Consider the following 15222-nt stretch of genomic DNA (forward strand, 5'->3'; position numbering starts at 1 on the left):
ATTCGTCATTTTAGAATACTATTAAAGCCAATCAATTTTGGATAATGGAATTGCCGATTTTGGACTTTGGCATGAGCGCGGCTTGACTCAGCGATCGCCGAATGTCTCAGTCGAACTATTTTGGATTCATTTTGAATTTTAAATTGTTATCTCCTCTTTCGTAGCGACGGCGGTAGAGTAATTCTAACTGTCCACCATATTCTTGAATCCAGGCAATCTGGCGCTGGTAGAGTCCGCGAAAGGTGTTGGCAAATAATAGTGTAAAGATTGCCACTACTAACCCTGATGCTGTGGATACTAAAGCTTCACTAATTCCAGATGTTACACCTGTTGTTTTAGTACCTCCCACATCTCCGATATTTAGAGACGCAAAGGAGTTAATTAATCCTAATACAGTGCCGAGAAGTCCTAACAGGGGCGCAAGACCAATAATTGTCTCAAAAATATTTTGCGATCGCTTAAGTAAGGGAATTTCGGCTTGGGCTTCACTTTCTAATGCCAAACGAAAGTCTTCTGGTGTCGCCTCCTCTAATTCTAAAGCTGCTAAAAAAATTCGGGCAATGGGTAAATCAGCATTTTTCTGCAACTTATCTAAAGCACTAACTACATTATCAAGGCGATAAAGCTGTAGCACCTCTCGCACTACCTTATTTTGCCGATTATTTATCCTTACCCAAAAGATGATCCGTTCGATAATCAGCGCCACCCCTAACAAAGAGAACGCTAGCAGAGGCCACATGACCACGCCACCTGCTGTAAACAGATTACTAATTTCCATCTATTATTTTTTAATTCACCAACAACGCTAGATTAACAGATCGTTGAGATAGAGCAGTTTAACGCTGCATTGTAGTTACACCAGCTTTTGAGCTATCCTCAGTTTGGCCGATCGCAAGTTATTGAGAATTTCTTTTTAGCAGTAACTTTAATAAATGTTAAGGAGTTAAGATTATTCCTACACCAGAACAAAAAACACAGTGCTACATATTGTGCTGCTGGTTTACCAAGCTTTACTTGCCTATTAATATCGTGCGTATGGATGAACGGACAAAAAATCTATTCTTCTTGGCAGGTGAGGAAAATATCATAGAGATATACCCTAACGGTAAATGGAGATATATAGGATGAGCAAGCCTAATTTTCATGCAATGAGTCAGAAAGAGCTACATGATTACGTTTTTGCTCATCGGGAAGATCAGGAAGCCTTCTACGCTTATGTAGATAAGCTGCATCTTGAAGGTAATTGGATTGAAATGCCACCATTACAGTCAGAACAAGATTTAGAAAATTATCCTAAGTTCATTGAGCGTATTCGCAGCAGTTCTGAGCCACGAGATGGAGCAGTTTAAGGCTTACAGCAGCTTTTCTGCTATCCTCAGTTTGGCCGATCGCGATCGCGGATTTTTCCCAATTTCCTCTTCTTGAGCAATAATTGGCTTTTTTGTCAATACCTTTAATAAAGGTGAATTTCTTAAACCATGTTTCACCGGGCGGTCTTCCAGACTGTGAAAACTGATAATTGCAATTCTGCCGCCAGGGACAAGGGCATTTGGGGCTTTATCCAAAAAGGTTTCTAGGGATTTTAACTCATCATTAACGACAATTCGCAGAGCTTGAAAAACACGGGTAGCGGGGTGAATTCTGCCATAACGGTATTTGGGGGGAACAGAAGAAGCGATCGCATCAGCCAATTCTGTAGTCGTGTGCAACGGTCGGCGTTCTATAATACGACGAGCAATGCGCCGCGATAATCTCTCTTCACCGTACTTAAAGAAAATATCTGCTAATTCTGCCTCATCCCAATTATTGATCACATCAGCAGCAGTTAGCGATCGCCCTCGATCCATTCGCATATCCAAATTTGCAGCTTGGCGAAAGCTGAAACCCCGTTCTGCTTGGTCTAAATGGTAAGAACTTACCCCCAAATCGGCTAAAATACCATCGAAAGTGTTGGGGGGAAATTCGTAGTCAGCAAAATTGCTATGGATAAATTGTATGCGATCGCTAAACTCTGCTAATTCTTTCCTCGCTGCTGCTAAAGCATCTTCATCTTGGTCAACAGCCGTTACCCGCACATCTTCAGAAGCTTCTAAAATTAAGCGACTATGACCACCACCACCTACAGTTACATCTAAATAATGTCCGCCTGGACGAACCGCCAAACCCTCAATTACCTCTCGTCCCAACACGGAAATATGAGAAAAAGCCAGTTCTTCTAAATCTAGCGGTGTTTGTAAATCTGATTTCATCTTTAATTTTATTTTTGTTTCTATTTGGTAAGACTTACACCAAAAACCTCTTAAACTCCTATTCCTCCGTGTCCTCTGCGTCCTGTGTGGTTCGATTTAATTCTTGTTTAGCACTTATTCCCAATACTCAACATCAAGATTTTAAATGCAAAAAGAGATTACATGAAAAAAAACCTGTGCCTCAATCCCTTGCATATCAAGCTTCCCTATAATAATTGAAGAGGTGCAACGAAATGAAACATCAATTACAACACCTTCGCTGCTATCCTCTCTCCAACATAACCCTGTAGAGTCAAAATTATATAGATTGCCCCTACAAACCTCATTTTGGCAGACTAGATAAATCGGCTGTGGTTGGCATCTAGGCGGTTCAATTCAAAATTTTCACGAACGGAGAACACGAAATCTATGACCAGACTAGAAACCCGCACTGAACCAATGGTGCTAAACATGGGGCCACACCACCCCTCAATGCACGGGGTTCTGCGGCTAATCATGACTCTGGATGGCGAGGATGTCGTTGACTGTGAACCAGTTATCGGCTATTTGCACCGGGGAATGGAAAAAATCGCCGAGAACCGTACTAATGTAATGTACGTTCCTTACGTTAGTCGCTGGGACTACGCGGCGGGAATGTTCAACGAAGCCGTTACTGTTAACGCCCCAGAAAAACTTGCAGGTGTTGCTGTCCCCAAACGCGCTAGCTACATCCGCGTCATCATGCTGGAGTTGAACCGTATTGCTAACCACTTGCTATGGTTTGGCCCCTTTTTAGCTGACGTAGGCGCACAAACTCCCTTCTTCTACCAATTCCGCGAACGGGAGATGATTTATGATTTGTGGGAAGCCGCTACAGGTTATCGGATGGTGAATAACAACTACTTCCGCATTGGTGGAGTAGCAGCCGATTTACCTTACGGTTGGGTAGATAAGTGTGTCGAATTCTGCGACTACTTATTACCTAAAATTGATGAGTACGAACGCTTGGTAACAGATAACCCCATCTTCCGGCGACGTGTTGAGGGTCTTGGTACTATCACCCGTGAAGAAGCAATTAACTGGGGACTTTCTGGCCCCATGTTACGCGCTTCTGGCGTGCAATGGGATTTGCGGAAAGTTGACCATTACGAATGCTACGACGATTTCGACTGGGATGTGCAGTGGGAAACCGCCGGTGATTGCTTTGCCCGTTACGTAGTGCGGATGCGGGAAATGCGCGAATCTGTGAAGATTATTCGCCAAGCAATTAAGGGACTTCCTGGCGGCCCTTACGAAAATCTGGAAGCGAAGCGTTTAGCCGCAGGTAAAAAATCCGAGTGGGACGCATTTGATTATCAATTCATCGGTAAAAAAGTTTCTCCCACTTTCAAGATGCCGAAGGGTGAAATCTACGCCCGTGTAGAAAGTGGCAAAGGTGAATTGGGAATTTATTTGGTTGGCGATGATAATGTCTTCCCTGCAAGATGGAAGATTCGCGCCGCAGATTTCAACAACCTTCAGATTGTCCCACATTTACTGCGCGGCATGAAGGTTGCAGATATTGTGGTGATTCTCGGTAGCGTTGACGTAATTATGGGGTCTGTAGATAGGTAGAAAATATCTATTTAATTAGTTTTTAGAGCAGTTGTATTATGCAACTGCTCTTTTTTTTATAATTTTTGACAACGCGATAAATCGCCGTTTCTAGAAATAAGACGCGATAAATCGCCGTCTCTACAAAGGATTGATTATTGTACAGACGGCGATTTATCGCGTCTCTAATCTAGCTATAAAAATTTTTTACTATAACATAGATACGAAATATTTATGAGTTTTAAATAATGCCCCGGATTTTTGACAACATAGATTTGCAACTGCTACCGATTTTACGAGAAACCCTCAAAATCTCTTATCGCGCAGACTTTTGCGTTGGCTACTTTAACCTCAGAGGTTGGCGAAGAATTGATGATTTGATTGAAAAGTATGTTGGTAGTCAAAATGCTTGTTGTCGTTTGCTAATTGGGATGCAAAGCTTACCCAGTGATGAAGTTCATGCAGCATTTAGCTTTGTTAGTGGTGATGGACGGATTGACAACAGTAGCATTGTGCGGTTTAAAAAACGTATGGCGGCGGAATTTCGCCAGCAGTTGACTATTGGTGCGCCGACTAATCAAGATGAAGCGGGGTTACGGCGGTTAAGTCATCAGCTAAAAAGTCAAAAACTAATTATTAAACTGTTTTTGCGCCATTCTCTCCACGCTAAGTTATATCTTGTGCATCGCAATGATCCTAACACTCCCACAGTGGGATTCTTGGGTAGTAGTAATTTAACCCTTCCCGGATTGGCGAAACAAGGAGAGTTAAATGTAGATATTTTAGACCACGATGCTTGTAATAAACTGCAAAAGTGGTTTAGCGATCGCTGGCAAGATTACGGTTGTGTAGATATTTCTCAAGAATTAGCTGAAATTATCGATCAGAGTTGGGCTAGGCAAGATTTAGTCTCACCTTACTACATCTACCTGAAGATAGCTTACCACTTATCCCATGAAGCGATCGCAGGACTTTCTGAATTCCGCATCCCCCGCGAATTTAACAACTTATTTGACTTCCAAAAAGCTGCCGTACAGCTAGCGGCACGTCATGTAACAAGGCGTGGCGGCGTATTAGTCGGTGATGTGGTCGGTTTGGGCAAAACTTTAGTTGGAACCGCCTTAGCAAAGATATTACAAGAAGATTGTTATTTAGAAACACTGATTATTTGCCCAAAAAACCTAGTTTCAATGTGGCAAGAATATAAAGATAACTATCGGTTACTTGCCGAAATTATGCCAATTAGTCAAGTACAAAATAAATTACCAACACTCCGGCGTTATCGAGTTGTGTTAATTGATGAAAGTCACAATTTACGGAACCGCGAAGGTAAACGTTATCGAACAATAATAGAATATATTGCAGCTAATGAAAGTAAATGTATTTTATTATCTGCGACTCCTTACAACAAAAGTTATCTTGACCTTTCCGCACAACTGCGGCTATTTGTGCCAGAAGATGAAGATTTGGGATTAAGACCAGAAGCTTTAATTAATGAACTTGGCGGTAGTTCCGTAGGAGAATTAGAGTTTATCAGAAAGCATCAGTGTTCTGTCCGTTCTTTAGCTGCTTTCGAGAAAAGTGAACACCCTGATGATTGGCGAGAATTGATGAAGCGTTACATGGTGCGACGCACTCGCTCTTTTATTAAAGAAAATTATGCCCACACAGATGAAACAGGGCGCAAATATTTAGAATTTTCTGATGGTAGACGTTCTTATTTTCCTCAACGTTTACCTCGGAGTCTCAAGTTTCCTTTAGAAGGTTCTAACACAGACTTTTATGCGCGTCTTTACTCTGAGTTAGTCGTAGAAGTAATTAATCAACTGAATTTACCTCGCTATGGGCTAGGAAATTACGTTATTGCGAAACACAAACAGCCACCTACAGACACCGAACAACGCTTTATTAATAGCTTATTTCGGGGCGGTAGGAGGTTAATGGGTTTTTCTCGCACTAATTTATTTAAACGTTTAGAAAGTAGCGGCGTTGCTTTTATCCAATCAATTGAACGTCATATATTACGGAATTTCATTTATTTATATGCCCTAGAGCAAGGGCTTGATATTCCTATTGGAACTCAAGAATCTGAGTTATTAGATACAAGGAATAATGATGAAGATGCTGATTCTGTAGCAGCAGCTTTGTTTGATACAGAAACCGAAGAAGATAATTTTGACCTAACCCCCCAACCTTCTTCCATAGTAGGGAAGGGAGAGAATTCAAAGCCTCTCTCCTTGCAGGAGAGAGGTTTTCCAGATTATGCGAAAAGTCAAGAAAAACTTTTTCGTCAAAGAGCAGAATCAATTTATCAAGAATATAGAACCCGATATCAACGAAGATTTAAATGGTTGCGTTCTACGCTTTTTGATATTAAAAAACTGAAGCGTGATTTGCTAGAAGATGCCAAAGCACTGATTAATGTGCTGCAACAGTGTGGCGAGTGGAATCCTCAAAAAGATGAAAAACTGGCTGCTTTAATCAAACTGCTAACAGAAACTCACCCCAAGGATAAAGTACTAATTTTCACACAGTTTGCTGATACAGTCCGCTACCTTGAAGATAATTTGCAGTCTAGTCAAATTACTCATGTAGCAGGGGTAACAGGTCAATCTAAAGACCCCACAATAATGACGGGAAGATTTAGCCCTGTGAGTAATGGAAAACGTGAGCAAATTTCATCATCAGATGAGTTGCGTATTTTAATCGCCACCGATGTTTTGAGTGAAGGTCATAATTTGCAAGACTGTGCAATTATCGTCAATTGGGATTTACCTTGGGCAATTATTCGCTTAATTCAACGCGCGGGAAGAGTAGACCGCATTGGACAAAATGCTGATAAAATTCTTTGTTATTCTTTTTTACCAGCCGAGGGAGTAGAACGGATTATTAATTTGCGGGGACGACTCCGCAAACGACTGCAAGAAAATGCGGAAGTGGTGGGAACTGATGAAGCTTTTTTTGAAGATGATGATGCACGGGTAATTCTCGACCTCTACAACGAGAAATCTGGAATTTTAGATGGTGAAGAAGATACAGAAGTTGATTTGACTTCAGAAGCATTTCAAATTTGGAAAAAAGCCACAGATAGTAATCCTGGCTTGAAAAAAACGATAGAAGAAATGGAAAATGTAGTTTATTCTACCCGCGCCCATACTCCGCAACCTGTGCAACCAGAGGGAGTATTGCTTTATATGAAAACCACAGAAGGGAATGATTCTTTAATTTATGTTGACCGCGATGGAAATAGCGTTACTCAATCACAATTAGCAGTGCTTCGGGTGGCGGCGTGTGAAGAATCTACCCCAGCGATACCGAGAGATAAACAACATCACGAGTTAGTAAATAAGGGTGCTGAATTGATTGCTGAAACAAAGCCGCCGCTTATAAAAATCGGTAATGTTTCAGTAATATCTCTCAAGCGCAAGGAAGATAAAAGATTTATAAAGTATAAAAAGCATGGTAAAAATTTAACTCCTATAGATAGGGTTTATTAAAGTCCGCCAGCGCAGACTTAATTTCTAAAGCCACAGATTTATTTTCTGAATGGCAAATTTACCATGCTTGCCTTTTATTTTTCAAGCATGGTAAATTATGTTGCTTAATTTTCAACGAACCCGCGATTTACTTTCTAACTTTCAATTTAGTAATTTGTTTATAGAAGAATTAGGTTGGTCTAAACCTTCTAGACAAAAACCTGTAACCTTAAAATTTGATAACAAAACCTATCAATACCAAAAAATTGCTGAACTTTCAGGTGTTGCAATCTTTGAAGTCACCGCAGCAGATGGGAACATACCAGAAGCTAAAGTTAGAGTTGCTATTCATCAAGAAATTACTAAACTTATAGCTGAAAATCTACTCATCTTTGTTACGGAAGAACGCACACGGAGTCTTTGGTATTGGGTAAAAAGAGAAGGAAGTAAAACTTTCGTTCGTGACCATTTATATGTGAAGGGTCAACCCGGAGACTTATTTTTAAGCAAGCTTGGTTCTTTAGTCATTGATATTACTGAATTAGAACATGGGGAACCGACTGTTGTCGAAATTGCTTATAAGTTACAACGCGGTTTCGATGTTGAACCAGTAACCAAGAAGTTTTACAAGGAATTTCAAGAGCAACACCAGAAGTTTTTGCTGTTTGTGAAAGGAATTGATAATGAGATAGATAGACGTTGGTATACATCGGTAATTCTGAATCGCCTGATGTTTGTTTATTTTCTCCAGCGTAAGGGTTTTATTGATAACAAAGATTTAAATTATCTGCAAAATAAGCTTGAACAAAGTAAACAAAAAGCTGAAAATCATTTTTATGGTGAATTTCTCAAGGCTTTGTTTTTTGAAAGCTTTGCTAAACCTGAGTTTGAACGCGATTTATCTGTACAAGAATTGGTAGGTAAGGTTAAATACCTCAATGGTGGTCTATTTCTCAAACATCATATTGAAGAGAAATATCAGATTTCTATAGTTGATGAGGCGTTTGAACAAGTTCTAGATTTATTTGCGCGTTATTCTTGGAATTTAGATGATACGCCGGAAGGGAAAGACGATGAGATAAATCCTGATGTTTTAGGATATATTTTCGAGAAATATATTAATCAAAAAGCTTTTGGAGCGTATTATACTAGACCGCAAATTACAGAATATCTCTGTGATAGAACTATCCACAAGTTAATTGTAGACCGCGTAAATGATGCGCTGTGTTTCGACTTCGCTCAACACAAGTCTGATAAATATAAGTCTTTTGAGGATATTAACGAACTTCTGATTAAGCTGGATACAAATGTTTGTCGTCTACTAATGGATGATATTCTTCCTAATTTATCAATTCTTGACCCAGCTTGTGGTTCTGGCGCTTTTCTTGTGGCAGCGATGAAGACGCTCATCCAAGTTTACAGCGCGGTTTTCGGTACAATTAAATTGATGGGTGATGATAATCTCAAAAAGAAACTTGAAAATATAGAACATTTACATCCTTCACTACCTTATTTTATCAAAAAGCGGATTGTTTCTGATAACCTCTATGGTATAGACATTATGGAGGAAGCAACAGAAATTGCGAAACTGCGTCTTTTCTTAGCTTTGGTTTCTTCTGCTAATGATGTGGAAGAGTTAGAGCCTTTGCCGAATATTGATTTTAATATTATGGCGGGTAATTCGCTGATTGGTTTAATTAAAGTTGATGATACTGCTTTTGATGCGGTGGGGAATTCTCTACAAGGAAATCTATTACAGTCTTTAGCCGCAGATAATTATAAGCAGATTTTAGAAGAAAAGAATAAATCTGTTGAGTTGTACAAAAAACACGCTTTTTTACCGAAAGAATTAACCGATACAGATACACCTCAAGATACTCGATTGATACACCTCCGCAAAAATATTGAACAACTCAACAAAAAATCGCAAGAAAAGTTAAATCTTTTGCTGTTGGATGAGTTTAGTAAGCGTTTGGGTATCAAGTATGAAGAAGTTCAGTTAACTGGAAAATCACAGAAGCGGGTTTTGAAGGTTGAGGATATTGCAGCTTTAAAGCCGTTTCACTGGGGTTATCATTTTAATGAGGTTTTAGAACGCGGTGGTTTTGATGCGATTATCACTAATCCGCCGTGGGAAATATTTAAGCCACAGGCGAAAGAGTTCTTTGCACAGCATAATGAACTGGTGACGAAGAACAAAATGGATATTAAGGATTTTGAGAAAGAACAGAATAAATTATTACAAAATCCCATAATTGCAAGTACTTGGTTAGAATATCAAAGTCAATATCCTTATGTGAGTGCTTATTATCGTTCATCTGAACAGTATAAAAATCAGATTTCTGTTGTAAATGGTAAAAAAGCAGGTACGGATATTAATCTCTATAAGCTGTTTACAGAACAGTGTTTTAATCTTTTGCGTTCAGGCGGTGAGTGCGGAATTGTAATTCCTAGTGGGATTTACACTGATTTGGGGACTAAGCAATTGCGGGAGATGTTGTTTAGTCAAACTAAAGTTACTGGTTTATTTTGTCTTGAGAACCGTAAGGAAGTTTTTGAAGGGGTTCATCGCAGTTTTAAGTTTGTTGTCCTTACTTTTCTTAAAGGTAGTACAACAACAGAATTTCCATCTGCTTTCATGCGTCATGATGTGCAGGAACTTCAAAGATTCCCTAGTGATGATAGCTTGCATATTAACGTTGATATGGTGCGTCAACTCTCGCCAGATTCTTTATCTGTGATGGAGTTTAAGAATCAAGTAGATATCCGCATAGCTGAGAAAATGCTTAAGTTCCCTTTGCTGGGTGAAAAGATTCAAGGTAAATGGAATTTAATTCTTTGTAATGAGTTTCACATGACTAATGATAGTCACTTATTCTATCAAGATTACAAACCAGGAAGGCTACCACTTTTTACAGGGAAGTTATTTAACCAATTTGAGCAAACAGGAGAAAAACCTCTTTATTGGATTGATGAAAAAGAAGGTAGAAAAGCTCTTATTGGTCGTACTGAAGATGTAGGGCAGTTGATGAACTATCAAGGATATCGCTGGGTGCATCGGCGCATTGCTCGTAACACTGATTCACGAACACTAATTTGTTATATAACGCCAAAAAATGTGTTTACTGAGGTTAACAGTACTACACTTAAAGTTATTGAAAGTGGAATTTCTAATCAACAAATGCTGTTTCTTTGTGCTATTAATAATAGCTTTACGCTTGATTGGATGATACGTCAAAAGGTAACTACAACCCTTAATATGTTCTATATTTACCAATTACCCATACCCCGTTTAACAAAAAACGATCGCAACTTCAACGATATTGTACAACGCGCCGCCAAACTCATCTGCACCACACCAGAATTTGACGAACTCGCGCAAGAAGTCGGTTTAGGTTCCCATCAACAAGGCGTTACCGATGAAGCAGAACGCGCTAAATTACGCGCCGAACTCGATGGAATAGTAGCACATCTTTACGGCTTAACCGAAGATGAATTTAGCTACATCCTTACTACTTTTCCGATTGTGAATGCAACAGTTAAAGAAGCAGCATTGTCAGCTTATCGTAACTTTGTGCCAATGTTTGCAAACTCAAAAATAGAACTTACGCAAAAGTAGACGCTGTAGAAGCGATTCATGATATTACTGTATTAAAGAATCTCAATATAGTCCGATAACTAAGCTGTTCCAAATTTAAATTGCATATACTGGGCGGGCAGGATGCCCACCCCACAAGAGTTATATTTAATAAGGGTTATGCAAATTAGATGTTTTTTAGCTTACCAGCAACGCTTGTCTAACGATAAATTCAAGAGCATGTTGACTCGGCGGCTCAGTGCTAACATGGCCTTAGTTGACCACAATCCTCAATTAATGGAGATACCCATGAAAGAATTAATGAAACAGCCTTCATCTTGGCTACCAAATGGAATAAAACTTAATCTTTCTGATCAATTTCGCCCTTTTTCTTTTACTGAAGAATTACAATTTCGTCTAGAAGAACTATTACAAAAAAATAAAGACAATTTACTTAATCCAGATGAACAAGCAGAATTAGCTGGTTTATTGGAATTAGAAAAAATCTTCAGTTTTATCAACGCTCAACTTGCTTCTTAATTGTGGTTATCAACAATTTTGTTCGTTTAAATGTCCGTAAAAAGGCAAAATATTTGTGTGAATATTGTCACTCTCCAGAACGATCAAATGCAACACCCTTTACCATTGATCACATTATTCCTCGATCTTTAGGAGGATCAGACGATCTCAATAATTTGGCTTTAGCTTGTCATCGTTGTAATCAAAGACGGTATAATTTTACAACCGCAATTGATCCAGAAACACAAACAGAAGTTGCATTATTTAATCCAAGAGATCAAAATTGGTCAGATCATTTTATCTGGACAAAAAATAAGTTAAAGATCATTGGCACAACTCCTATAGGTCGTGCAACTTGCAATCGTTTTGATTTTAACGATCAAGACCACGATGATGGGTTTATTCTAAATTCCCGTCAACTTTGGTTAACAGCAGGCTGGCATCCACCTATTGGCGATCTATGTCAATAATAAAAGAAGCAGCATTGTTAGTTTACCGTAACTACGATTATGTTTCGTTAAAATCGAATTGCTGCTATAAATACAAAAATGTATTTAAATAAGGTGTAATAAATTACTATATAAATCCGGCAGCATTTACCTAGTCGTAATTTTAGAACCGTGCAAATTCATCCTCACTCGGAATTGAACCATAGCCGCGATCGCCCTGAACAGGGTTTGCAAAATTTGCTCGATCGCCTTGTTAAAACAATGCAGCGCGATGAGTTAGTTCGGCAAACAACCAATCAACTCAGAAAATCGCTTCAGGTTGATCGGGTAGTATTGTATTATTTTTACAGTCAGTGGCAAGGGCAGGTGACTTTTGAATCTTTGAGTTCTCAAGAATTTTCAATACTTGGTTCCACTGGGCCAGATGATTGTTTTAACAACGAGTATGCTGCTTTATACTTAGCAGGACGGGTAAAGGCGATCGCTGATATTGAATTAGAGTCAATCCAGCCTTGTCACCGAGATTTTCTTCGCAATTTGCAAGTTCGCGCTAACTTGGTTGTACCAATTGTCATCCCTAGAGGATTATGGGGATTGCTAGTAGCACATCACTGTCAAGGGCCTCATGATTGGTCGTCATCAGATATAGAAATGATGCAAACAGGGGCGCAAACTCTAGCAACAGATCATAATATTCTAGAGAGTTAAAATAATTTGTCATTTGTCATTTGTCATTTGTGATTTGTCATTCGTAGTTAAGTAGGTAGGCGGGGAAATTTATCACTATGTCATTGCGAACAGAGCAACGCGGAGTGAAGCAATTGCAAGGCTTTTAAGCGATTTATCTTTTGTAAGATAGTTAGATTTATACCCTCAATTTTTTCTAGATAAGGAGAAAGAATTATGAAATTTGCTTACACGGTTATTTGGGTAGACGATGTAGTTAAGACCGTTGAGTTTTACGAAAAAGCCTTTGGTTTAGTTCGCCGCACTCTCGTGGATAAGGGGCAATCTATCTGGGCGGAAATCGAAACCGGAAACACCACACTAGCTTTTTCCTCTAGTAGCGAAGCACAAAAGTTATTTCCTGGTGGCTGCCATCCCAACGATGTTACACAACCACCGGCATCAATCCAGATATCATTTATTACTCCTGATGTTGGCAGTGCTTACATGAGAGCGATCGGCGCTGGTGCAAAAACACTAGATGCGCCTAAATCTCAACCTGGGGGACAAATGATTGCTCGTGTCCGCGATCCTAATGGTGTGTTGGTGTCGTTGGTAAGTGGCTAATAGCGATCGCTATTTTGAAATTGGTAATTCCCATATCACAAGTTTTTCATTGATTAGGGCATCAAACAAGCAAAGCTATAATTACCGTAGCCTCTAGCCACGTTCCATACTTTTATGACTCACCTTTTAACACTGGAACTGAACGATCAGATTTTCACTGCAATTGCGCGACAGGCTGAGGCAATTGGCATTCCTCCTGAACGGCTAGCTGCAACGCTTTTAGAGCAACAGTTTGGACAAGTTTTTAAATTGTTGTCTGAAGCAGAAAAGGAGACAGCACGAGCCAGATTTGAACGCCATTTTGGGGTACTCAATCTCGAACATCCCATTGATTTGAACAATGAAAGCATTGATGCAGATTTGGTGAGAGAGTATGCCAGTAACCACCAGGAGGGTTAATGCTCCTTGATACCTCTGGGTTGCTTTGTTTGCACTATCAGACTGAGCCTTTGCAAAATGCAAGCTATTGCTGCCTATAAAAGAGCAACAATCCGATTAACCCACAGCTATATCATTGCTGAGTACGTCGCGTTAGGTACTGCAAGGCGTTTTCCGCGTTCATCCGTCCTTGCTTTTGTGGTTGACTTTCTGGATAACCCAGACATAGAAACGGTTTGGGTAGATGAGTCATTGCACCGGACAGCAGTCGATCTTTTAATGGGGCGCGAGGATAAAACTTACTCTCTATGTTATGCGTTGAGTTTTGTGTTAATGCGCCAACGCGGGATTACAGAGGCATTGTCTACCGATCGACATTTCGAGCAAGAAGGGTTTATCCGCTTACTGCGAGCAGCAGGCTAACACGACAATGAAAGATTTTATGGATTCCAATGCTTTGCTGTGTGCAGCGATCGCTCATCACATTACCACCAGTCCTCAACAACGAATTACTTTTGCCCAATTCATGGATCTGGCATTATACCACCCTGAATACGGCTATTATTCCAGCGATGCAGTCAAAATAGGTTTTAAAGATAGTGATTTTTTTACCTCTCCCAACCTCTGTTCTGACTTTGGTGAGTTACTAGCAGAACAATTTTTGCAAATGTGGGAGATTTTAGGAAAACCTGTACCGTTTTCTTTGGTAGAAATGGGAGCAGGTCAAGGATTGCTAGCTTTGCATATCCTTAAATATCATCAACTGCACTACCCAGATTTTTTTACCGCCCTAGAGTACATCATTGTTGAAAAGTCGCCAACTTTAAGACAAGAACAGCAGCAACGCTTGCAAGATTTCCCGGTACGTTGGTGCAATTTAGAGGATATACCACAAAGTGCGATCGCTGGTTGCTTTTTCTCTAACGAGTTAGTAGATGCTTTCCCCGTACATCAATTCATCCTAGAAACGGGAGAACTCCGAGAAATTTATGTAACCAGAGATAGTAATGAGAAAGAAACCTGCCCATCATTTATAGAAGTCACAGGGGAACCTTCAACCCTCCAACTAGCTCAACATTTGGATTTCCTGGGAATCGACTTGAGTCAAAGTGCATATCCAGATGGCTACCGTAGTGAAATTAATTTAGCGGCTGGTGACTGGTTGAGTATAGTAGCAGACCGCTTGCAGCGCGGCTATGTGTTAACAATTGATTATGGCTACCCCGCCAGCCGTTACTATAATCCCAGGCGATCGCAAGGAACGCTACAGTGTTATTATCAGCATCGTTTCCATGACAACCCCTACATTAATATTGGGCGACAAGATATCACTGCCCATGTTGACTTTACAGCTTTGGAGCGCTGGGGTGAAAACTACAATTTAAAGAATATTGGTTTTATTCAACAAGGATTATTTTTGATGGCGTTGGGGTTAGGCGATCGTATTGCTGCCCTTTCTGATCAACAGCAACCCCTCTCACAGTTATTACAGCGCCGGGACGCACTACACCAGCTTATAGATCCCACAGGACTCGGCGGCTTTGGAGTCTTAATTCAGAGCAAAGGTCTGGACAATACAGAAACTTCTCAAAAACTCAAAGGATTGACCCTGCCAGAATAAAGGTAAAGAAAGAAAAGTTAAAACTCTATTTAAGAATGCAGTATCAGTCTTATTTAGACTAGCATAACAGTGATTACTGTAAAGCTAA

14 protein-coding genes are annotated in these 15222 nt (G+C 39.9%); 12 read left to right on the forward strand and 2 right to left on the reverse strand.

The window, feature by feature from the left end; genetic code table 11:
- Positions 1 to 115: 115 nt before the first annotated feature.
- On the reverse strand, positions 116 to 778 hold the full coding sequence (locus D1367_RS26435) for a MotA/TolQ/ExbB proton channel family protein (protein WP_118169582.1): 663 nt from the start codon (positions 776 to 778) through the stop codon (positions 116 to 118).
- Between the two features lie 236 nt (positions 779 to 1014).
- Here D1367_RS26435 and D1367_RS33390 point away from each other — a divergent pair, with 236 nt between their 5' ends.
- Positions 1015 to 1128 carry a DUF6888 family protein gene (locus D1367_RS33390; RefSeq protein ID WP_372726492.1) on the forward strand — a complete coding sequence of 38 codons (114 nt, stop codon included), beginning with the start codon at positions 1015 to 1017 and terminating at the stop codon, positions 1126 to 1128.
- Positions 1125 to 1349 carry a DUF6887 family protein gene (locus D1367_RS26440; RefSeq protein ID WP_118169584.1) on the forward strand — a complete coding sequence of 75 codons (225 nt, stop codon included), beginning with the start codon at positions 1125 to 1127 and terminating at the stop codon, positions 1347 to 1349. The genes D1367_RS33390 and D1367_RS26440 overlap by 4 nt, the downstream gene beginning before the upstream one ends.
- Before the next feature lie 3 nt (positions 1350 to 1352).
- Here D1367_RS26440 and rsmH read toward each other — a convergent pair whose 3' ends face one another.
- On the reverse strand, positions 1353 to 2249 hold the full coding sequence (gene rsmH / locus D1367_RS26445; protein WP_118169586.1) for a 16S rRNA (cytosine(1402)-N(4))-methyltransferase RsmH: 897 nt from the start codon (positions 2247 to 2249) through the stop codon (positions 1353 to 1355).
- Positions 2250 to 2657: 408 nt separating this feature from the next.
- Between rsmH and D1367_RS26450 the strand changes: the two genes are divergently transcribed.
- From D1367_RS26450 to D1367_RS26495, 10 genes are all read left to right on the forward strand, one after another.
- Positions 2658 to 3842: an NAD(P)H-quinone oxidoreductase subunit H gene (locus D1367_RS26450; RefSeq protein ID WP_118169588.1), complete on the forward strand. Its 1185-nt coding sequence runs from the start codon at positions 2658 to 2660 to the stop codon at positions 3840 to 3842.
- A gap of 227 nt (positions 3843 to 4069) precedes the next feature.
- Positions 4070 to 7318 carry a helicase-related protein gene (locus tag D1367_RS26455; RefSeq protein ID WP_228674736.1) on the forward strand — a complete coding sequence of 1083 codons (3249 nt, stop codon included), beginning with the start codon at positions 4070 to 4072 and terminating at the stop codon, positions 7316 to 7318.
- A 97-nt stretch (positions 7319 to 7415) separates the two neighbouring features.
- Positions 7416 to 10916: an Eco57I restriction-modification methylase domain-containing protein gene (locus tag D1367_RS26460; protein WP_118169590.1), complete on the forward strand. Its 3501-nt coding sequence runs from the start codon at positions 7416 to 7418 to the stop codon at positions 10914 to 10916.
- A 138-nt stretch (positions 10917 to 11054) separates the two neighbouring features.
- Positions 11055 to 11414, forward strand: a complete 360-nt coding sequence (locus D1367_RS32455; RefSeq protein WP_225892405.1) for a hypothetical protein — start codon at positions 11055 to 11057, stop codon at positions 11412 to 11414.
- Between the two features lie 2 nt (positions 11415 to 11416).
- Positions 11417 to 11863 (forward strand): HNH endonuclease, encoded by a 447-nt coding sequence (locus tag D1367_RS26470; RefSeq protein ID WP_118169592.1) that lies wholly within the window; start codon positions 11417 to 11419, stop codon positions 11861 to 11863.
- Positions 11864 to 12013: 150 nt separating this feature from the next.
- A complete protein-coding gene (locus D1367_RS26475; RefSeq protein ID WP_118169594.1) occupies positions 12014 to 12550 on the forward strand; it encodes a GAF domain-containing protein in 537 nt (178 codons plus the stop codon).
- A gap of 195 nt (positions 12551 to 12745) precedes the next feature.
- On the forward strand, positions 12746 to 13135 hold the full coding sequence (locus D1367_RS26480) for a VOC family protein (protein ID WP_118169596.1): 390 nt from the start codon (positions 12746 to 12748) through the stop codon (positions 13133 to 13135).
- A 114-nt stretch (positions 13136 to 13249) separates the two neighbouring features.
- Complete coding sequence (locus D1367_RS26485; protein WP_118169598.1) at positions 13250 to 13534, forward strand: hypothetical protein; 285 nt, start codon at positions 13250 to 13252, stop codon at positions 13532 to 13534.
- A gap of 57 nt (positions 13535 to 13591) precedes the next feature.
- Complete coding sequence (locus D1367_RS26490) at positions 13592 to 13936, forward strand: type II toxin-antitoxin system VapC family toxin (RefSeq protein ID WP_228674735.1); 345 nt, start codon at positions 13592 to 13594, stop codon at positions 13934 to 13936.
- A gap of 19 nt (positions 13937 to 13955) precedes the next feature.
- Complete coding sequence (locus D1367_RS26495; protein WP_118171664.1) at positions 13956 to 15134, forward strand: class I SAM-dependent methyltransferase; 1179 nt, start codon at positions 13956 to 13958, stop codon at positions 15132 to 15134.
- The last annotated feature ends 88 nt before the right edge of the window (positions 15135 to 15222 follow it).

The sequence above is a fragment of the Nostoc sphaeroides genome, assembly GCF_003443655.1.
Classification (GTDB): Bacteria; Cyanobacteriota; Cyanobacteriia; order Cyanobacteriales; family Nostocaceae; genus Nostoc; species Nostoc sphaeroides.